General features: G+C 72.2%; 18 protein-coding genes. 7 read left to right on the forward strand and 11 right to left on the reverse strand.

The genetic code is table 11. From position 1 onward, the window contains the following. Positions 1-123: 123 nt before the first annotated feature. Positions 124-1,035 (forward strand): hypothetical protein, encoded by a 912-nt coding sequence (locus ACF088_RS19830; RefSeq protein WP_392377066.1) that lies wholly within the window; start codon positions 124-126, stop codon positions 1,033-1,035. A gap of 20 nt (positions 1,036-1,055) precedes the next feature. On the opposite strand, the gene ACF088_RS19835 is transcribed toward ACF088_RS19830, so the two are convergent. After that, positions 1,056-1,733 (reverse strand): TetR/AcrR family transcriptional regulator, encoded by a 678-nt coding sequence (locus ACF088_RS19835; RefSeq protein ID WP_392377067.1) that lies wholly within the window; start codon positions 1,731-1,733, stop codon positions 1,056-1,058. 143 nt (positions 1,734-1,876) lie between these two features. On the opposite strand from ACF088_RS19835, the gene ACF088_RS19840 reads away from it, so the two are divergent. Next, positions 1,877-4,432, forward strand: a complete 2,556-nt coding sequence (locus ACF088_RS19840; RefSeq protein ID WP_392377068.1) for a beta-glucosidase — start codon at positions 1,877-1,879, stop codon at positions 4,430-4,432. Between the two features lie 74 nt (positions 4,433-4,506). Here the strand turns inward: ACF088_RS19840 and ACF088_RS19845 are convergent, their stop codons facing one another. From ACF088_RS19845 to ACF088_RS19855, 3 genes are all read right to left on the reverse strand, one after another. Beyond that, the gene (locus ACF088_RS19845) at positions 4,507-5,205 is read right to left on the reverse strand and encodes a DUF4097 family beta strand repeat-containing protein (protein WP_392377069.1); all 699 of its coding nucleotides are present in this window, start codon (positions 5,203-5,205) and stop codon (positions 4,507-4,509) included. Between the two features lie 121 nt (positions 5,206-5,326). Further along, positions 5,327-6,370 (reverse strand): aldose epimerase family protein, encoded by a 1,044-nt coding sequence (locus ACF088_RS19850; RefSeq protein ID WP_392377070.1) that lies wholly within the window; start codon positions 6,368-6,370, stop codon positions 5,327-5,329. Between the two features lie 218 nt (positions 6,371-6,588). Further along, complete coding sequence (locus ACF088_RS19855; protein WP_392377071.1) at positions 6,589-7,479, reverse strand: SGNH/GDSL hydrolase family protein; 891 nt, start codon at positions 7,477-7,479, stop codon at positions 6,589-6,591. 323 nt (positions 7,480-7,802) lie between these two features. Between ACF088_RS19855 and ACF088_RS19860 the strand changes: the two genes are divergently transcribed. Beyond that, a complete protein-coding gene (locus ACF088_RS19860) occupies positions 7,803-8,297 on the forward strand; it encodes a DUF3145 domain-containing protein (RefSeq protein WP_088802014.1) in 495 nt (164 codons plus the stop codon). A gap of 70 nt (positions 8,298-8,367) precedes the next feature. After that, positions 8,368-9,258: an NAD(P)-dependent oxidoreductase gene (locus ACF088_RS19865; protein WP_392377072.1), complete on the forward strand. Its 891-nt coding sequence runs from the start codon at positions 8,368-8,370 to the stop codon at positions 9,256-9,258. Positions 9,259-9,400: 142 nt separating this feature from the next. On the opposite strand, the gene fabF is transcribed toward ACF088_RS19865, so the two are convergent. From fabF to ACF088_RS19890, 5 genes are all read right to left on the reverse strand, one after another. Beyond that, positions 9,401-10,666 carry a beta-ketoacyl-ACP synthase II gene (gene fabF, locus ACF088_RS19870; RefSeq protein WP_392377073.1) on the reverse strand — a complete coding sequence of 422 codons (1,266 nt, stop codon included), beginning with the start codon at positions 10,664-10,666 and terminating at the stop codon, positions 9,401-9,403. A 77-nt stretch (positions 10,667-10,743) separates the two neighbouring features. After that, positions 10,744-10,992, reverse strand: coding sequence for an acyl carrier protein (locus ACF088_RS19875; protein WP_030991425.1), 249 nt, complete (start codon positions 10,990-10,992; stop codon positions 10,744-10,746). Between the two features lie 105 nt (positions 10,993-11,097). Continuing rightward, positions 11,098-12,144, reverse strand: coding sequence for a ketoacyl-ACP synthase III (locus ACF088_RS19880; RefSeq protein WP_392377074.1), 1,047 nt, complete (start codon positions 12,142-12,144; stop codon positions 11,098-11,100). 13 nt (positions 12,145-12,157) lie between these two features. Further along, complete coding sequence (locus ACF088_RS19885) at positions 12,158-13,108, reverse strand: ACP S-malonyltransferase (RefSeq protein ID WP_392377075.1); 951 nt, start codon at positions 13,106-13,108, stop codon at positions 12,158-12,160. A gap of 89 nt (positions 13,109-13,197) precedes the next feature. Continuing rightward, entirely contained in the window at positions 13,198-14,382 is a 1,185-nt protein-coding gene (locus ACF088_RS19890; RefSeq protein ID WP_392377076.1) for a PucR family transcriptional regulator, read from the reverse strand. A 57-nt stretch (positions 14,383-14,439) separates the two neighbouring features. Here ACF088_RS19890 and ACF088_RS19895 point away from each other — a divergent pair, with 57 nt between their 5' ends. Then, positions 14,440-15,111: a pirin family protein gene (locus ACF088_RS19895; RefSeq protein WP_392377077.1), complete on the forward strand. Its 672-nt coding sequence runs from the start codon at positions 14,440-14,442 to the stop codon at positions 15,109-15,111. Between the two features lie 108 nt (positions 15,112-15,219). Here the strand turns inward: ACF088_RS19895 and ACF088_RS19900 are convergent, their stop codons facing one another. Further along, a complete protein-coding gene (locus tag ACF088_RS19900; RefSeq protein ID WP_392377078.1) occupies positions 15,220-16,041 on the reverse strand; it encodes a serine hydrolase domain-containing protein in 822 nt (273 codons plus the stop codon). 185 nt (positions 16,042-16,226) lie between these two features. Between ACF088_RS19900 and ACF088_RS19905 the strand changes: the two genes are divergently transcribed. Then, positions 16,227-16,712: a MerR family transcriptional regulator gene (locus ACF088_RS19905; RefSeq protein ID WP_392377079.1), complete on the forward strand. Its 486-nt coding sequence runs from the start codon at positions 16,227-16,229 to the stop codon at positions 16,710-16,712. Between the two features lie 4 nt (positions 16,713-16,716). Then, complete coding sequence (locus tag ACF088_RS19910; protein WP_392377080.1) at positions 16,717-17,736, forward strand: aldo/keto reductase; 1,020 nt, start codon at positions 16,717-16,719, stop codon at positions 17,734-17,736. A 115-nt stretch (positions 17,737-17,851) separates the two neighbouring features. Here the strand turns inward: ACF088_RS19910 and ACF088_RS19915 are convergent, their stop codons facing one another. Next, entirely contained in the window at positions 17,852-19,090 is a 1,239-nt protein-coding gene (locus tag ACF088_RS19915) for an acyltransferase family protein (RefSeq protein ID WP_392377081.1), read from the reverse strand. Between the last annotated feature and the right edge of the window lie 57 nt (positions 19,091-19,147).

The following is a 19,147-nucleotide window of genomic DNA, read 5'->3' on the forward strand; positions in this document are numbered from 1 at the left end:
CCGGGGAGCCCTGCCCCCTGCCCGCCGATCGCCCGCCGATCGACCGCGGATAGGGTTTCTGATTCGGTCCGGTCCGGCCCACCACCGCGTCCGGCGATATCCACGAGACTCAGGGGGATCTCCGTGGCCACCCCGCCACCACCGCACGGCCCGTACCCGTACGCCCAACCGCCCGCGGAGCCCTCCTCGCAGCAGCCCGCCGGTGCCTTTCCGCATCAGCCGCCGGGTGCTTCCCCGCATCAGCCGCCGGGGGCCTTCCCGTACCAGCCTGCCGGTCCGTATGCCCCGCAGCCGGGATACCCGGGCCAGGGCCCGTACCCGCACGCCCAGCAGCACCCGCAGCCGCACTCGCAACTCCACCCCCACCCGTACCCGCACCCCCACCCCCACCCGCAGCCGTACGCCGCCGCCCCGGGCTGCCGGCTCTGCGGTGCTCAGCCCGCCGTGCAGGCCACCGTGCGCGGGCATCAGGGCATCCTCTTCCTGATGCGATTCCTCAGCCGCAGGGGAGTGTTCTGCCGCTCCTGCGGGCTGGCCACCTACCGTGAGATGTCCGCGAAGACGCTGTGGCAGGGCTGGTGGAGCCCGCTGTCCGTGGCCATCACCCCGCTCACCCTGCTGATGAACCTCGGTCCCCGGGGCCGGTTCCGCAAACTGGCCGCCCCGGTAGGCGGCTTCAGGCCCTCGCTCGACCCGGGCAAGTCGCTGCTGCGCCGGCCGGAGGCGATGCTCTTCCTGGTGCCGATGGTCCTCGTGGTCGTGGCGATTCCGGTCTTGTTCGTATGCGGCGTGTTCATCGAGGAGGCCGGTATCGGGAAGGCACCCACCCTCGCCGTCGGTGACTGTGTACGCAACGAAGGCGACTGGAAGGACCAGGACCTGGAGGTCGTGGGCTGCGGTTCGGCCGACGCGGAGTACAAGGTGACCCGCAGGCTCGACACCTCGAAGGACCAGTGCGTCGACGGTGAGATGCTCGCCGATCCCGAGTACAGCCCGGACAAGGTGACGATTTCCTGCCTCGCCCCCGCCCGGTAGGGGCGCAGAGGCCTGGAGGATCAGCCCCCGTCCGGCTCCTTGCCGGACCCGGCGCCGCCGCCCTGCACCTCTCCTGGCCCGAGCAGCGCCAGGAAGTCCCGGAACGCCGCCGGCATGTCCACCTCCTCCGGGTCCAGCAGCCACTGCAGTTGCAGTCCGTCCATCACGGCGGCCAGCAGCGGCGCCGCCCGCTCGGGGGTCAGGCCGCCGGGCAGTGTGTCGCCGTATTCGGCCCGCAGCACCTCGGTCATCGAAGCCCGCACGGCGCGGAAACGGGATTCGAAGAAGGCACGGGCGGGGTGGTCCTCGGTGACGCTGTCGGCGGACAGCACCGTGTAGGTCCGGACGACGCCGGAGCGGGTGGCGTTGTAGTCGACGAGCTGGGCGAGGGCGTCGGTGCGCAGGGTGTCGGACGCCGCGGCGGCCGAGGCCAGGTCCCAGCGGTCGCGCGCCTCCAGCACGCCGACCAGCAGCAGTTGCTTCGTCGGGAAGTGGTGCAGCAGCCCCTGCTGGGTCAGTCCGGCGCGCTCGGCGACGGCGGCGAGTGAGGTACGGCGGTAGCCGCGCTCGGCGATGAGCTCCATGGCGGCCTGCAGGATGGCCTCGCGCCGCTCCGCGCGCCGGGCCTCCCGCCCGCCACCGCCCCGCCGGGCGCCCGCCCCGCCACCGTGGGATCCGTCCTGGTCTGGTGCAGTCACCGGCCGAGCGTAACGCCCGCGTGGAGATCCCGTACGACTGGTGTATCGGAAAAGTAACGACACCTACCGTTCGGGAGGTGGGACGGCAAGAATCGCGGCAGGGGGGGACCCACACGTCCAGTCAGGGAGTACCGGAGAAGCGCATGACCGACGCCCAGCCCCACCACCCCACCGACGCCCACCACCCCGCCCGCGGCGACGGGCACGACTACACCGCAGTGGTGGAGCGGGCGCTCACCGCGCTCGACCTCGACACCAAGGTCAGGCTGTTGTCCGGCCAGGACATGTGGACCCTGCCGGCCGTGCCGGAGATCGGGCTGCGGTCGCTGGTGATGTCGGACGGCCCGGTCGGTGTGCGGGGCCGGGAGTGGAACGCCGAGGACCCCTCGGTCACGCTGCCCAGCCCCACGGCGCTGGCCGCCACCTGGGACCCCGCGCTCGCCCGCCGGGCCGGCCACCTCCTCGCCCAGGAGGCCCGCCGCAAGGGCGTGCACGTGCTCCTCGCGCCGACCGTCAACCTCCACCGCTCACCGCTGGGCGGCCGCCACTTCGAGTGTTATGCGGAGGACCCGCTGCTCACCGGCGCGATCGGCGCCGGGTATGTGCGCGGTGTGCAGGAAGGCGGCGTCGGCACGACGGTCAAGCACTTCGTCGGCAACGACGCAGAGACCGACCGGTTCACGGTCGACAACCGCATCGCCCCGCGCCCGCTGCGCGAGCTCTACCTCGCGCCCTTCGAGCACATCGTCGAACACGCCCGCCCCTGGGGTGTCATGACCGCCTACAACCAGGTCAACGGCTCGACGATGACCGAACACCGGGCGCTTGTGCAGGACGTGCTGCGCGGCGAATGGGGCTTCGACGGCGTCAACGTCTCCGACTGGACGGCTGCCCGCGACACCGTGCGCGCCCTGCGCGGCGGCCTGGACGTGGCGATGCCGGGGCCCCGTACGGTCTACGGCGCGCCACTCGCCGAGGTCGTCCGTGCGGGTGAGGTGGCCGAGTCGGAGGTGGACGACGCGGTGCGCAGGGTGCTGCTGCTGGCCGCCCGCACCGGATGCCTGGAAGGGGTGCCGGCCGCGGTCGACCCGGCCGGTGTGCCGCAGGGCATCGACGGCCGGGCGGTGGCCCGCGAGATCGCCCGGCGGGGGTGTGTCCTGCTGCGCAACGAGCCGGTGAGCGGGGCGCGACGGGCCCTGCCGGTGGACGCCGCGGCGGTCCGCAGGGTCGCCGTCATCGGGGCGGCCGCCCGCGAGGCCCGGGTCCTCGGCGGCGGCTCCGCGACCGTCTTCCCCGATGCGGTCGTCTCCCCGCTGGAGGGGCTGCGCGCCGCGCTCCCCGACGACGTCGAAGTCACCTTCGCCGTCGGCGCCGACCCGCGCACCCGGGTCCCGCACGCCCGCGAAGGCTTCACGCTGCGCGCCCGCTACCTGGCGGCCGACGGGCAGGTACTGGCGGAGACACCGCAGGCCGACGGCACGGTGCAGATGACGGGCCGCTTGCCCGAGGGTGTCACCCGGCAGGACCTGAGCGCCGTCGAGCTGACCGGGAGCTACCTCCCGCGGATCACCGGCAGCCACACCCTCGCGGTCTCCGGCGCCGGTGAGCTGCGGCTGACCGTCGGCGGGGCGGTGCTCTTCGACGGCCGCCTCGCGCCCGGGGGCACCGACCCCTTCGAGGCGTATCTGCGCCCCGCCCAGCGGCGCATGACGGCGGAGCTGACGGCGGGGGAGAGCGTCGAGGTCACCCTGCGGTGCGCGGCGGGCGGCCCGCAGTGGGGCGAAGGTCCGGCCGGGCTGAACTTCGCCCTCGGCCACGGCGAACCGCAGCCCGACGCCGATGCGGAGATCGAGGAGGCGGTCCGCGCCGCGGCCGGCGCCGATGTCGCGATCGTGGTCGTCGCCACCACCGAAGAGGCCGAGTCCGAGGGCTTCGACCGCAGCGATCTGCGGCTGCCCGGCCGTCAGGACGAGCTGGTCACCAAGGTCGCCGCCGCCAACCCGCACACGGTCGTGGTCGTCAACTCCGGCTCCCCGGTGGAGCTTCCGTGGCGCGCCGAGGTCCCCGCCGTGCTGCTGAGCTGGTTCCCCGGCCAGGAGGCCGGTGCGGCGCTGGCCGACATCCTGCTCGGTGCCCAGGAGCCGGGTGGCCGGCTCCCCACCACCTGGCCGGCCCGGCTCGCCGACGCCCCGGTCACCACCGTGACCCCGGTCGACGGCCAACTCGCCTACTCCGAAGGGGTGTACCTCGGCTATCGGGGCTGGCAGGGCTCCGCTCCCGCGCCCGCCTACCCCTTCGGCCACGGACTCGGCTACACCGACTGGGAGTACGAGTCGCTGGACACCACCCCCGACTCGGTGCGGGTACGGATCCGCAACGCGGGCGACCGGCCCGGCCGCGAGGTCGTCCAGATCTATCTGGCGCCCACTGCGGACGCCGCCCCTGACGCTCCGGAGCGCCCGGCCCGCTGGCTGGCCGGCTTCGCGGTCGTCGAGGCCGGGCCCGGCGAGAGCGCGGAGGCCGAGATCCCGCTGCCGGACCGGGCCTTCGCGGTCTGGGACGCGGGCGACGGCAAGGAAGCGGCGGACGGCGGGGAAGCGGCGGACGGCGGCTGGCGCCGGGTCAAGGGCGTCTACCTCGTCGAGGCGGCGCACAGCGTCGACGACCGCAGGCTGACGGCGGAGGTCACCGTCGGCTGACAGGTCCGGGGACGGGGCGCTCCGGTACGGGGACGGGGGCGCGCCTGCCCGGGAACGCCCCCGGCGGCGCCCCCTCATGAGGTCACCACGGACACATCACCGCCGCTCGTCCGTGCCGTCACCTTGTGCGCGGAGCCCTCGTCCGTCGGGACGGAGACCTTGCGGGTACCGCCGCTCGACGAGGCGTCCACGGCGTAGGAGCCCTTCGGCAGGCGGATGGTGACGCTGCCCCCGCTGGTCCGGCCCGACACCTCGGCGGGTGCCGTGGACAGCGCAAGGTCCACATCTCCGCCGCTGGTCCTCGCCTTCGCCGTGCGGGCCGCGGAGTCCGCGACGGTGATATCGCCGCCGCTGGTCTCCGCGGCGATGCCGCCCGAGGCGCCGCGGACGGTGATGTTCCCGCCGCTGGTCCGCAGATCGACCGAGGCGTTGCGCGGCAGCAGGACCCGGTAGTTCACCGCGCACTTGCGCCCCATGCCGCATTCCTCGGCCTTGAGCGTCAGCCGGCCGTCCTTGACCCCGTGCGCGGGGGACGGCTTCACCTTGTTGTACTCGTACTTCTCCGTCACCTTGACCGACCCGCCGGCGTCTATCGGCACCACCTCGATGTCCCCGCCGTGCGTCGTCGCCGAGAGCGCGGTGACCTTGCCCTTGACGGTGTACGTCCGCTCCGCCTCCTTCGTCAGGCCGAAACCCGACACCGAGCAGCCGGTCACCAGCACGGTCAACGCCGCACAGGACAGTACGAGATGGGGAACGCGAAGGCGGGCCATGATGAGAGGTCTCCCGAGGCAGACGACGGACGAAGGGACCGGAGCTCCGGTCACTGTTCATCGTTCCTGCTGCGCCGCCCCACCGCGTCGGCGCACAGGATGACCTCGTCCGGCCCCGCCCTTAAGGGTTTCCCGCACTCCGAGGCCGCACCGAGAACGCGTACACGGTCTGCGACGAATAGCTCTCGCCGGGCCGCAGCACCGTGCTGGGAAAGTCCGGGCGGTTCGGCGAGTCCGGGAAGTGCTGAGTTTCCAGGGCAAGGCCGGCCGCCGGTCCGTAGGGGACGCCCGAGGTGCAGGTCAGGGTGCCGTCGAGGTGATCCGCGGTGTAGAGCTGCAGACCGGGCTCGGTGGTGGCCAGTTCCAGAACGCGGCCCGAGCGGGGGTCGTACAGCTCGGCCACCGCACGCGGTGCCGCGCACACACCGCCGTCCAGCACGAAGTTGTGGTCGTACGCACCCGCCACCGCACGCGCCGCCCGGAAGTCGAAGCGGGTGCCGGTGACGTCGGCGGGCGCCCCGGGCACCGGTATGCCGGTGTCGTCGACGGGCGTGTACCGGGACGCCGTCAGCCGCAGCTCGTGGCCGGCGGCGCTGCCGCTGCCGTCACCCCCCAGATTGAGGTAGGTGTGGTGGGTGAGGTTGACGACGGTCGGTGCGTCGGTCGTCGCGTGCGAGACGATTCGCAGCGCGCCGGCCGAGAGGGTGTACGTCACGCGGACGTCCAGGGCGCCGGGGAAGCCTTCCTCACCCGCCGGGCTGACCCGGTGCAACTGCACACCACCGTCGACCTCCCGGGCCTCCCACACCACCCGGGAGAAGCCGCCCGGCCCGCCGTGCAGACTGTGCCGCCCGTCGTTCGGCGTCAGCGTGCGGGTCCTGCCGTCGAGCGCGAAGGACGCCCCGGCGATCCGGTTGGCGTACCGCCCGACCAGCGCCCCGAAGTACGACCCGCCGTGCGCGGCATACGACGCGAGGTCGGCGAAGCCCAGTGCCAGTTGCCCTCTCGCCCCGTCCCGGTCCGGCGCCTCCACCGTCTGGATGATCCCGCCGTAGGTGAGGATGCGGACCCGCAGCCCGCCGGGACCCGCCTCCAGGGTCCAGCGGTCGACGCGGGTGCCGTCGTCCAGCGTGCCGAAGGGTTCCCTGCTGACCTGCGTCGTCATGCGGGTGAGCCTATGCCCGAAGCCCGGCGCCCACCGTCCCGGTACCGCACGCAGGTGCCGGGGACGTCACCCCGCCGGGGCGCCTGGCCGGGGCGTATGCCCGGAGAACCGCCCGGAGAGCGGCCCGGAGAGCGGCCCGGAGAACCGCCCGGGGCCGCGCGGAACATCTGGAGTGGCGGGGACAGCGGGGACAGCGGAGGCGGAGGCGGGGGCAACCCCTATGGCTGCGCCCGGGTGATCACGCGGAACGCCAGTGTCGCCAGCTCCTTCTGGCCGCGGGTGCCCGGGTGGAACCAGTCCCAGGTGCTCAACTGGCGCCCGGTGAAGCGGTAGTCGAAGACGGACTTGTCGAAGCGGCACAGCGGATCCTTGCCGCACACTTCGGCCAGCACCGAGTTGTAGGCCATCACCTGTTCCCGCACCGTCGTCCGGCGGTCCTGCGCCGCCTTCGTCAGATCGTCCGGATCGCGCAGCATGGACCCGCAGATGCCCAGCTTCCACACCTGTTTGCCGAGCGGGTTCTTGCGCCCTTCGGACCACAGCCGCAACAGGTCGGGGACCGCCGCGACATACACCTGGGTGTGCGGCAGGGCGCGCCGCAGCCGCTTCATGGAGCGCGCGAAGTCGGCGCGGAAGGCGGCTGTCGGGGTCATCGCCCCGACATCGCGCCGGCAGGCGTCATTGGCGCCGATCAGGACCGTGACCAGCTCGGGTTTGCGGTGGACGGCCGCGGTGATCTGGTCCGGCAGATCGCTCATCAGCGCACCGGTCCTGGCGAAGTTCCAGCTGTCCGTCGCGGGGTGTTTGACGAGGCGCCGGGCGACGCTGCCGACCTTGGGGTCGGTGCCGGTGGCCCAGGAGACCCGGGGGCATTCGGAGAGCAGCGTACAGGCGTCGAAGCCGACCGTGATCGAGTCCCCGAGCGCCGCGATCGAGCCGGGGTCGGTGTGCCAGACGGGCGTCGGCTTGGCGTGCGGCTTCTCGGGGTGCCCGCCGCCGCTACAGGCGGTGAGGGCGATCACCAGTGCGGAAGCGGTGGCGACGGTGCGTGAGGAGCGGCGGCCGAAGCGGCTGCGCCGGGGGCGAACAGGCCGATCGATCTGCTTCATCCCCTGTCCCCTCCGGCGTGCGAGTGATATCTCTTCGGGTACCGACGGTACGTCACCCCCTCGACCGGCACCGCGCGGTAGCTTTGCCCCGTGCCTGCCGGGCGGTGACCCAAAGTGGCTGGTGCAGTCGGCACAGACCAAATTACATCACGTCATTTCCTGTCCCTTTTGCGGCAAATTCCGCCTAATGGTGTTTACTGTAGGTCACCAGCATGCTGGTGCCGAAGTGGTCACTGGGGCAGAATGACAACTGTCCCGGCCGCAACCGGAACGGGCACGAGGCCGCTGGGGAAGGCGAACCTCGAACCGCACTGGAGGTCCCGGTGACGACACGTGGAGTTCTGTACGTCCACTCCGCTCCGCGCGCGCTGTGCCCGCATGTCGAATGGGCCGTCGCGGGCGTCCTCGGTGTGCGCGTCAATCTCGACTGGATCCGCCAGCCGGCGTCCCCGGGCACCTGGAGAGCCGAGTTCTCGTGGCAGGGGGAGGCCGGCACGGCCTCCAAGCTGGCCTCCGCGCTGCGCGGCTGGCATCTGCTGCGCTTCGAAGTGACCGCGGAACCCTGCTCCACCGCCGAGGGCGAGCGCTACAGCTCCACCCCCGACCTGGGCATCTTTCATGCCGTCACGGGCATCCACGGTGACATCCTCATCCCCGAGGACCGGCTGCGCGCCGCGGTCGCCCGCTCGGCGCGCGGCGAGACCGAACTCGCCGCAGAGGTCGACAAGCTCCTCGGCAAGCCCTGGGACGACGAACTGGAGCCGTTCCGGTACGCGGGCGAGGGCGCCCCGGTCCGCTGGCTCCATCAGGTCGTCTAGCCGCAACGGCGCCGCCCCGACACGCGGCAGCGGTTGCCCTGGAGTCCGCTCCACCGCCTAGCGTGCCGTCATGGCCGACAACAACTCTTCCGACGCCCCGTCAGTAGCGGTGCTCGGCACCGGAATCATGGGTGCGGCGATGGCCCGCAACCTCGCCAGGGCCGGTCTGGACGTCCGGGCCTGGAACCGCACGCGCGCCAAGGCCGAGCCACTGGCCGCCGACGGGGCCCACGTCGCCGGCACTCCCGCCGAGGCGGTGGACGGCGCCGATGTGGTCCTCACGATGCTGCTCGACGGGGAGGCGGTCCAAGGCGCGCTCGGGCAGGCCGCGGACGCGCTGCCGGCCGGTGCCCTGTGGCTCCAGACGAGCACGGTGGGCACCGAAGCCCTCCCGCCGCTCGCCCGGTTCGCCGACGCGCACCACCTGCGGTTCGTGGACGCCCCCGTACTGGGCACCAAGGCGCCCGCGGAGAAGGGGGAGTTGACGATCCTGGCGGCCGGCCCGCAGGACGTCCGGGAGCGCGCCGAGCGCATCTTCGGCATCGTCGGGAGCCGGACCCTGTGGGTCGGTGAGGACGGGGCGAGCGGGGCAGCCAGCCATCTCAAGCTCGTCGTCAACAATTGGGTGCTGACGGTCATCAACGGTACGGGTGAGTCTCTCGCGCTCGCCAAGGCGCTCGGAGTGGACCCGCGCGACTTCCTCGACGCGGTCGCCGGCGGGGCGCTCGACATGCCGTATCTCCGGCTGAAGTCCGAGCTGATCCTGTCCGGGAACTACCCGCCGAGCTTCACGGTGTCCGCGGCCCGCAAGGATGCCCGGCTCATCCTGGAGGCCGCCGGCAACGCCGGTGTACGGATGGATCTGGCGGCTGCGGCAGCGGAACGCCTGCGCCGGGCCGAGGGGCAGGGCCACGGCGAAGAGGACGCGGCGGCCGCGCACTTCGCCAGCTTCGGCGGCTGAGACAGGCAAAGGAGACGGGCGAGGGGACGGGCAAAGAGGCGGGCAAGGAGACAGGCAAGGAGACGGGCAAGGAGACGGGCAAGGAGACAGGCGAAGGGCCCCGCCCGGTGACAGTCACCGGACGGGGCCCTTCCGCTGCGTGTCAGACCGTCCGGAAGGCCAGGACCACGTTGTGGCCGCCGAAGCCGAACGAGTCGTTCAGGGCCGCGATCCGGCCCTCGGCGGGCAGCTTGCGGGGCTCGCCGCGGACGATGTCCGCGTCGACCTCCGGGTCGAGCTGGGCGATGTTGATCGTCGGCGGGGCGATCCGGTTCTTGAGCGCGAGGACCGTGGCCACCGTCTCGATGCCGCCCGCGCCACCCAGGAGGTGGCCGGTCATCGACTTCGTGCTGGTGATGGCCATGTGGTCGACGTCGTCGCCGAACGCCTTGCGCAGTGCCCGGAGCTCACCGACGTCACCGGCCGGCGTCGAGGTGGCGTGCGCGTTCACGTGCACGATCTCGGCGGGGTCGAGACCGGTGTTGTCGAGCAGGTTCTGCAGCGCCGCCGCGATGCCGTTGCCGGACGGCTCGGGCTGCGTGATGTGGTGGGCGTCGGCCGAGATGCCCTGGCCGACGGCCTCCGCGTAGATCGTGGCGCCGCGGGCCTTGGCGTGCGCCTCGGACTCCAGGACGATCACGCCCGCGCCCTCGCCGAGCACGAAGCCGTTGCGGTCGACGTCCCAGGGGCGGGAGGCGCCCTGCGGGTCGTCGTTGTTCTTGGACATCGCCATCATGTTGCCGAATGCCGCGATCGGCAGCGGGTGGATGGCGGCCTCCGTGCCACCCGCGACCACGACGTCGGCGCGGCCCGAGCGGATCATCTCGATCGCGTAGCCGATGGCCTCGGCGCCCGATGCACACGCCGAGACCGGTGTGTGCACACCGGCGCGGGCGTTGAACTCGATGCCGACGTTGGCGGACGGCGAGTTCGGCATCAGCATCGGCACGGTGTGCGGGGAGACGCGGCGTACGCCCTTCTCCTTGAGCACGTCGTACTGGTCGAGCAGGGTCGTCACACCGCCGATGCCGGAGGCGATGACGGCGCCCAGACGGTCGGGGTTGACCGCCGTGTCCTCGCCCGCCTTGGCGGTGAAGCCCGCGTCCTTCCAGGCTTCCTGGGCCGCGACGAGCGCGAACTGCGCCGAGCGGTCCAGCTTGCGGGCCTGCGGACGCGGAATGATCTCGGACGGCTCGACGGCGATCTGCCCGGCGATACGGACCGGCAGATCGGTGGCCCAGTCCTGTTCGAGGGTGCTGACACCGGAACGTCCGGCGAGCAGCGCCTCCCAGGACGAAGCGCTGTCGCCACCCAGCGGTGTGGTTGCGCCGATACCGGTGACGACCACGGTGCGATTGGTCGCGTTCACGGGAATTCTTACTCCACGGGTAGAGGGGTCTGAATCGACGGCGCCACCGCGGGGTGGCGACATGCGCGGGAGCTGGATCAGCTCTGGTGCTTGAGGATGTACTCGGTCGCGTCGCCGACCGTCTTGAGGTTCTTGACGTCGTCGTCCGGGATCTTCACGTCGAAGCGCTCTTCGGCGGCGACGACGACCTCGACCATGGACAGCGAGTCGACGTCCAGGTCGTCGGTGAAGGACTTGTCCACCTGGACGTCCTCGGTGGGGATCCCGGCGATCTCGTTCACGATCTCGGCGAGACCGGCGACGATCTCTTCCTGAGTGGCGGCCATGATGGCGCTCCTTCGGTCATTTTATGGGGAAACTGCGTTACTTGCGGTGAGGATCCGTGCGACGGCCGACACGTCCGGAGACGTACGACCCTGCGCAGATCTTGCCTAGGGGAGGGTAACGACCGTCGCGGCGTAGACGAGACCCGCCCCGAAGCCGATGACCAGCGCGGTGTCGCCGCTCTTGGCCTGCCCGGTCGCCAACAGCCGCTCCATGGCGAGCGGAATGGAAGCGGCCGAGGTGTTGCCGGTGGTCTCCACATCGCGGGCGACCGTCACGCTCTCCGGCAGCTTCAGAGTCTTCACCATCGAGTCGATGATCCGCATGTTGGCCTGGTGCGGGATGAAGACGTCCAGGTCGTCCGGGCTGACTCCGGCCGCGTCCAGCGCCTGCTGGGCGACCTTCGCCATCTCGAACACCGCCCACCGGAAGACCGACTGGCCCTCCTGCGTGATGGCGGGGTACCGGATCTCCTCCGGAGCCGGGCGGCCCTCGGGGGCGTCCCCTCCGGGGAGGGGGGTGGAACGGTAGACGTCCCAGCCGAGGGTCTGCTTGATGGTCTCGGACTTGTCGCCCTCCGAGCCCCAGACGGTCGGGCCGATCGCCGGCTCGTTGGCCGGGCCGACGATCACCGCGCCGGCGCCGTCACCGAAGAGGAAGGCCGTCGCGCGGTCCTCCAGGTCGGTCAGGTCGGAGAGCCGCTCGACACCGAGGACCAGGACGTACTCCGCCGAGCCCTCGGTCACCAGGCCCTTGGCCAGGGTCAGGCCGTAGCCGAAGCCCGCGCAGCCCGCCGAGATGTCGAACGCGGCCGGCTTGCCGGCACCGATACGGTGCGCGATCTCGGTCGCGATGGCCGGGGTCTGCTTGAAGTGCGACACGGTGGAGACGATCACGGCGCCGATCTGCGCGGGCGTGATGCCCGCGTCGGCGATCGCCTTGCCCGACGCCTCGACCGACATCGTCGCGACGGTCTCGTCGGGACCCGCCCAGTGGCGGGTCGCGATACCGGACCGCGAACGGATCCATTCGTCGGACGAGTCGATGTACTTGAGGATCTCCTCGTTGGGCACGACGCGGGTCGGACGGTAGCCGCCGACACCCATGATCCGCGCGTACGGGGCGCCCTGCGAGGGCTTGATCTTCGAGGTCATGCGCTTCGGACTCCTATTCGGCCGGTGCAGCGTTGTCGGCGTGTCCGGCGATCAGCGTGCGGGCCGCGTCGAGGTCGTCGGGCGTCTTGAGGGCGAGGGTCCGCACGCCGGGCAGCGCACGCTTGGCCAGACCGGTGAGCGTGCCACCGGGAGCCGCCTCGATGAGCGCGGTGACCCCGAGCTCCTTGAAGGTCTCCATGCACCGGTCCCAGCGCACGGGGTTGGCCACCTGGCCCACCAGCCGCTGCACCAGTTCCTGGCCGGAGGAGACCAGCCGCCCGTCCTTGTTGGAGACGTAGCGCGTGTGCGGGTCGGCGATCGAGAGCCGGGTGGTCGCCGATTCCAGGGCCGAGACAGCGGGTGCCATGTGGTGAGTATGGAACGCGCCGGCCACCTTCAGCGGTACGACCCGGCGAGTGCCCTCCGGCTTGTTCTCGACCAGCGCCGCGATCTGCTCGGCGGTGCCCGCGGCGACGATCTGTCCGGCGCCGTTCACATTCGCCGGGGTCAGGCCCAACTGCTCCAGATGCGGGATGACGACGGCCTCGTCGCCGCCCAGCAGCGCGGCCATACCGGTCTCGGTGACGGCGGCGGCCTCGGCCATCGCCTGGCCGCGCCGGCGCACCAGCTTCATCGCGGCCTCGTCGGAGACCGCGCCGGTCAGTGCGGCGGCGGCGAGCTCACCGACGCTGTGGCCGGCCGCCGCGCCGACCTGCGCGGCGACATCGTCGGCCGTCGCGAACAGTTGCCGGGCGGAGACCAGGGCGGAGGCCACCAGCAGCGGCTGCGCCACCGAGGTGTCGCGGATCTCCTCCTCGTCCGCCTTGGTGCCGTAGTGGACCAGGTCCAGGTCGATGGCGTCCGACCAGGCACGGAGCTGGTCCTCGACACCGGGGAGGTCGAGCCAGGGAGTCAGGAAGCCGGGCGTCTGAGCGCCTTGGCCGGGAGCGACGAGTACGAGCACCCTCACACTCTCTCTTGTGGGTGGTTCCGCCCGCCCGTGGGGACAAGGACGAAGAACCATCGGGGGAATTGTTGGTGTCCGACAAAAGTCTAGGGTTGCGCCTCACTGTCAGCCAGACGCCCCAGAATCAACGCGATACGGAGGGTGAACGCCGAGCGCACATCGGAGGGTGACCAGCCGGTGACGTCCGTCACACGTCGCAGCCGATAGCGCACGGTGTTGGGGTGCACGAACAGCATGCGGGCGGCGCCCTCCAGGCTGCTCGCCTGCTCCAGGTAAACGCTCAGCGTTTCCAGAAGTGCCGAGCCCGCTTCCTCCAGCGGTCTGTAGATCTCCTCCACCAGTTGCTCGCGGGCGACCGGGTCCGAGGCCATCGCGCGCTCCGGCAGCAGATCATCGGCGAGCACCGGCCGCGGCGCGTCGGGCCAGGCGGCACACGCCCGCAGACCGGCCGCTGCGGCCTGTGCCGAGCGGGTCGCGGCCAGCAGGTCGGAGACCACAGGACCGGCCACCACGGCACCGGCGGCATACGGGCCGATCAGCGCCTTCGCGGCCTTCAGCGGATTGTCCGAGCCGCCCGCGATCACGACCAGGCGGGAGCCCAGCACACCGGTCAGCACCTGGAGCTTGGCGTGCCGGGCGGCCCGCCGGATCGCCTCCACGGTCAGCTCGCTGTCCCCGTCCGGGGCCGTGCCCAGCACCACGCACACATGCTCGGGGGAGTTCCAGCCCAGCGCCGCGGCACGGGAGACCGCGCCCTCGTCGGCCTCGCCCGACAGCACCGCGTTGACCACCAGCGACTCCAGCCGGGCGTCCCAGGCGCCGCGGGCCTCCGCGGCCTGGGCGTAGACCTGGGCGGTGGCGAAGGCGATCTCCCGGGCGTAGACCAGCAGCGCCTCGCGCAGCACGGACTCGTCACCCGGGGCCGCGACCTCGTCGATCGCGGACTCCATGACCTCGATGGTGGTCCGCACCATCTCCACGGTCTGCCGCAGGGTGATCGCCCGGGTCAGCTCGCGCGGCGCCGTGCCGAAGACGTCGGTACTGATCGCCTGCGGGGTCTCCGGATGCCGGAACCATTCGGTGAACGCGGCGATACCGGCCTGTGCCACCAGGCCGATCCAGGAGCGGTTCTCCGGGGGCATCGCGCGGTACCACGGCAGCGTGGCGTCCATGCGGGCGATGGCCGCGGCCGCCAGTTTGCCGGAGGAATTCTCCAGGCGCCGGAGGGTGGCGGAGTGCGGGTGCGCGTCGCGCGATGCGGGTTCAGACACGGGACAAGCCTGCACTATCGGGGCGGGAGGGTGCGGGGGCGGGGCTACGGTGGGCCCATGATTCAGGTGCACCGAGGCCATGAACGGTATCCGGGCGGGGACGCGGAGGCCGGGATCGAGTCGCTGCACGCGTTCTCCTTCGGGCCGCATTTCGACCCGGACAATCTGCGCTTCGGCGCGCTGATCGCCTGCAACGAGGAGCGGCTGGCGGCGGGCACCGGATTCGACGAGCATCCGCACCGCGACACGGAGATCGTGACCTGGGTGGTCGAGGGCGAGCTGACCCACCGCGACTCGGCCGGCCACGAGACCACCGTACGCCCCGGCGATCTCCAGCGGCTCAGCTCGGCCGGTGGCGTGCGGCATGTGGAACGCAATGACGGCACGCGGCCGCTGCGCTTCGTCCAGATGTGGCTGGCGCCGCTGGAATTCGGCGGCGAGGCGTCGTACGAGGTGGTGCGCGGTATCGCCGACGGCACCCCGTACGCCGTCCCGCGGGCCGGGGCCCTGCTGCATCTGCGCCGCCTCGCCGAGGATGAGCGCACCGCGGTCCCGGAGGCCGCACGGGCGTATGTGCAGGTGGTGCGCGGCGCCGTACGGGTCGGGGCGGAGCGCCTGGAGGCCGGCGACGCGGCGCGGATCACCGACGGGGTGGGGCTGGAGCTGAAGGGGCTGGAGCCGGCGGAGTGCCTGGTGTGGGAGATGGGGGCGGAGCCGGCGTACGGGTGAGAGCGGTGGCGGGCCCGCAGCCGGCGGTAGCGCGCCGCGCCGTCCGCGCCGTCCCGGGCCGGGGCGTCCGCGCCGTCCGCACGGTCCGGTCCGTCCCGTACCGCGCCGTCAGGCGGACTGTGCCAGTTCGGCCAGCACCGCATCGGTCAGCTGCGGCCAGGCCTCGATGGCCCACGGCCCGAAGGCCCGGTCGGCGAGCGCCACACACGCCGCGCGCGCGTCCGGATCCACCCACAAGAACGTCCCGGACTGGCCGAAATGCCCGAAGGTGCGGGGCGAGGACGCGCTGCCCGTCCAGTGCGGCGACTTGCCGTCGCGGATCTCGAAGCCGAGCCCCCAGTCGTTGGGCTTCTGGTGGCCGTAGCCCGGCAGCACCCCCGCCAGACCGGGGAAGGCCACCTGCGTCGCCTCCGCGAGCGTCTGCGGTGCGAGCAGCCGCGGCGCCTGCAGCTCCGCGGCGAACCGGACCAGGTCGGCGACGGTGGAGACGCCGTCCTTGGCGGGCGAGCCGGGCAGTTCCGTCGCGGTCATCCCCAGCGGTGCGAGCACCGCCTCGTGCAGATACTGCGGGAAGGGGATGTCCGTCGCCTTGGCGAGGTGATCGCCCAGCGCCTCGAAACCGGTGTTGGAGTAGAGCCTGCGGGTGCCCGGCTCGGCCATCGTGCGCTGCTCGTCGAAGGCCAGCCCCGAGGTGTGGGCCAGGAGATGACGGACCGTGGACCCCTCGGGCCCGGCCGGTTCGTCCAGCTCGATGGCGCCCTCCTCGATGGCCAGCAGTGCGGCGTATGCGGCCAGCGGCTTGGTGACGGACGCCAGCGGGAAGCGGTGCTCCTGGGGGCCGTAGGATCCGGCCACCGACCCATCGGCTCGTACGACGGCGGCCGCAGCGGTGGGCACCGGCCAGTTCTCGATCATCCGCAGGCTCTGCATGCCCACGAGCCTAGGGGGTGTGGGGTCTGCCCCGGCCCGGAGGCCCGTACGTTCCCAAAATCCGGTCAAGTCTGCCGGTGATCCGCCCTTGCCTGGAGTGCACTCGAAGTCTCTAGCGTTGAGGACGTCGAGAGGCATCCGGCGATCAGGCCGGGAGACATCCGGCGATACAGGGGAGACGGGGCATGACGGTAACGCAGAGCGAACCGGTCACGAGCGGGGCCGCGGCCGGGAGGCTGCCGGCGAGGCCGCGCGACTGTGGCCCCGCGCTCACGCACCCGCGGCCCGCCGGCCGGGACCAGTACACGATCAGCGAGGTGGCGGAGCACACCGGGCTCAGCGCGCACACCCTGCGCTGGTACGAGCGCATCGGCCTGATGCCGCATGTGGACCGCACCCACACCGGGCAGCGGCGCTTCACCAACCGCGATCTGGACTGGCTGAGCCTGGTGGCCAGGCTGCGGCTGACCGGCATGCCGGTCGCGGACATGGTCCGCTACGCCGAGCTGGTGCGGGACGGGGAGCGCACCTTCGCCGAGCGCGAGGAGCTGCTGACCGCGCATCGCGAGGACGTACGACAGCGGATAGCCGAGCTGCAGAGCACGCTGGACGTACTCGACTACAAAATCGACGTCTATGCCGACGCCCGACGGGCGTCCGAGAGGTTCTGAGGTCATGGGGAGCGAGAAGATCGAGACGGTCGAGCTGGGCACCGGCGGACCGCGGGTCGGGGTGCAGGGCCTCGGCTGCATGGGCATGAGCTTCGCCTATGGTCCGACGACGGACACCGACGAGGCGCGGGCCACGCTGGAGCGGGCCCTGGAGCTGGGCGTGACCCTCTTCGACACGGCCGACATGTACGGCAGGGGGGAGAACGAGAAGTTCATCGCCCCGTTCATCCAGGCGCACCGCGACGAGGTCGTGGTGGCCACCAAGTTCGCGATAGCCGCCGACCCGGACGACCGGTCCAAGCGCGTCATCCGCAACGACCGGCCGTACATCCGCCAGGCCGTCGAAGGCAGCCTGAAGCGCCTGGGCGTCGACGAGATCGACCTGTATTACATGCACCGGCGCACGGCGGACGTCCCCCTGGAGGAATCGGTCGGCGCCATGGCCGAACTGGTGGCCGAGGGCAAGGTCAAGCACCTGGGGCTGAGCGAGGTGACCGCCTCCGAGCTGCGCGCGGCGCAGGCCGTGCACCCGATCGCGGCCCTGCAGTCCGAGTGGTCGCTGTTCAGCCGGGACATCGAGGACGGCGTGGTGCAGGCCGCGGCCGAGCTCGGGGTCGGCGTCGTTCCGTACTCGCCGCTCGGCCGGGGCTTCCTCACCGGTGCGTTCGTCAGCGCCGACAAGGAGCTGACGAAGGACGACTTCCGGCGGACCCAGCCCCGCTTCACCGGTGACAACGCCACCGCCAACGCCGCGCTGCTGGAGCCCGTCCGCAAGGTCGCCGACGCCCATGGCGCGACGCCCGGCCAGATCGCGCTGGCCTGGGTGCAGCACCAGGCCACGGCCCGCGGTCTGGCCGTCGTACCGATCCCCGGCACCCGTCAGCGCAGCCGTGTCGAGGAGAACACCGGGGCCACCCGGATCCCGCTGACCGAGCAGGACCTGGCGCTGCTGGAGCCGATCGCCGGGCAGGTCGCGGGGGCGCGGTACGCGGACATGGCGCACACCTCGGCGGGACGGCGGTAAGGCGCTCGGGGCGGGTCCGGGTGGCCCCCTTGGGCCCCTTGGGCTCCCTTGGGCCCCCTTGCCGTGGGGCGTCCCGGCCCCGGGTGACCCGCCCCGGGCGGCCGGGGCGGGGTGCTCACGCCAGCCCCAGCGCAAAGGCGGCGAAGCCGGCGGCCAGGAGCGCCGCGGCAGCCCGGCGGGCCCGGGTGACACCGGTCCACGGTGCCTCGAAGCGGCGGGTGGTGCGCCCGATGAGGAGCAGCGCCCCGCCGAACACCGGCAGCCAGGCGAGCCGGGCGAGGAGCCAGCCGAGGGTGTCGGGCTGCGCGGTCAGCCCGGGGATCTCGCCCAGGAAGGACGCGGGCACGGCCGCCGAGAGCAGCGCCGTCTGATGCCAGCACAGGACCGTCATCGCCGAGAGGTTGACGATCGTGACCGGTGCCCACAAGGCAGGCCGGCGCAGGAGACGGGCGAGCCGGTCACGGAGCAGGACGGCGGCGCCGGACTGGGCTGCCGCCAGCGCCAGGACCAGCAGCGACGGCGGGTGGGAGTTCGTACGGTCCTGACCGGGGACGCCGACCATGCTCGCCGGGTAGTGGAAGAACAGCAGCAGCGCGGCGAACAGTGCGGCGCCGCCGAGCAGCAGCGACCAGGCGGTCCGCCCGCCGAGCCGCCGCTCACCCCAGGAGACCCCGAGCTGATAGGCGAACAGCCAGCCGGGCACGAGGTTGAGCAGGCCGAGCCAGGTGGGCATGGCGTCGGCGAACGGCCCGTAGCGCAGGAAGTCCACCGCCGCCACGGCGGTCGCCAGCGGTGCCGCGGCCCAGGCGCCCCACCGCCGGGCGGCCCGCAGGCAGTACGGCGTCAGCGCGGTGACCACCGCATACACGCCGACGAACCACAACGGCTGGATCACCAGCGTCGCCCCGGTCCGCAGGGTCGCCTCGGGCACCCCCAGGCCGTACAGGACGGGGAGCAGCACCGCCCACACGGCCGTCACGCCGAGCACCGGGCGGCCCAGCCGGAGGATCCGGCCGCGCAGCCAGGTCCCGGCGGACTCGGCCCGCTCGGTGGCGCGCCGGAGGGAGCGCACCGACGCATGGCCGCCGACCAGGAAGAAGATGCCGAGCAGCTGCAGCACCCAACTGGCGGGCGCGAGGGCGCCGAAGGTGGTCAGCAGGCTGGTGTTGTGCAGTGCGCCACCGGCATCGAGGGTGAAGCCCCCGATCAGCCAGTGGCCGACGGGGACCGCGAGCAGCGCCAGCGCACGCAGTCCGTCGAGGGCGCGGTCGCGGTCCGCCGGCGTGCGGTCCTCGATGGTGCGGACCGCCGTGCGGGTGGCACGTCTGAGAGGCGTGAGGAAGGCGATGTCCATGAGGCGTCCTTGAGTCCTGGGACTGGAGGGGGAGCGGGGAGGAGGGACGGGCGAAGG

The organism is Streptomyces sp. NPDC015125, assembly GCF_043080045.1.
Classification (GTDB): Bacteria; Actinomycetota; Actinomycetes; order Streptomycetales; family Streptomycetaceae; genus Streptomyces.

Coding starts and splice junctions, on each gene's coding strand:
- ACF088_RS19840 (WP_392377068.1), top strand. CDS start 1,877: ATGACCGACGCCCAGCCCCACCACCCCACCGACGCCCACCACCCCGCC.
- ACF088_RS19845 (WP_392377069.1), bottom strand. CDS start 5,205: ATGGCCCGCCTTCGCGTTCCCCATCTCGTACTGTCCTGTGCGGCGTTG.
- ACF088_RS19850 (WP_392377070.1), bottom strand. CDS start 6,370: ATGACGACGCAGGTCAGCAGGGAACCCTTCGGCACGCTGGACGACGGC.
- ACF088_RS19855 (WP_392377071.1), bottom strand. CDS start 7,479: ATGAAGCAGATCGATCGGCCTGTTCGCCCCCGGCGCAGCCGCTTCGGC.
- ACF088_RS19865 (WP_392377072.1), top strand. CDS start 8,368: ATGGCCGACAACAACTCTTCCGACGCCCCGTCAGTAGCGGTGCTCGGC.
- ACF088_RS19875 (WP_030991425.1), bottom strand. CDS start 10,992: ATGGCCGCCACTCAGGAAGAGATCGTCGCCGGTCTCGCCGAGATCGTG.
- ACF088_RS19880 (WP_392377074.1), bottom strand. CDS start 12,144: ATGACCTCGAAGATCAAGCCCTCGCAGGGCGCCCCGTACGCGCGGATC.
- ACF088_RS19895 (WP_392377077.1), top strand. CDS start 14,440: ATGATTCAGGTGCACCGAGGCCATGAACGGTATCCGGGCGGGGACGCG.
- ACF088_RS19900 (WP_392377078.1), bottom strand. CDS start 16,041: ATGCAGAGCCTGCGGATGATCGAGAACTGGCCGGTGCCCACCGCTGCG.
- ACF088_RS19905 (WP_392377079.1), top strand. CDS start 16,227: ATGACGGTAACGCAGAGCGAACCGGTCACGAGCGGGGCCGCGGCCGGG.
- ACF088_RS19910 (WP_392377080.1), top strand. CDS start 16,717: ATGGGGAGCGAGAAGATCGAGACGGTCGAGCTGGGCACCGGCGGACCG.
- ACF088_RS19915 (WP_392377081.1), bottom strand. CDS start 19,090: ATGGACATCGCCTTCCTCACGCCTCTCAGACGTGCCACCCGCACGGCG.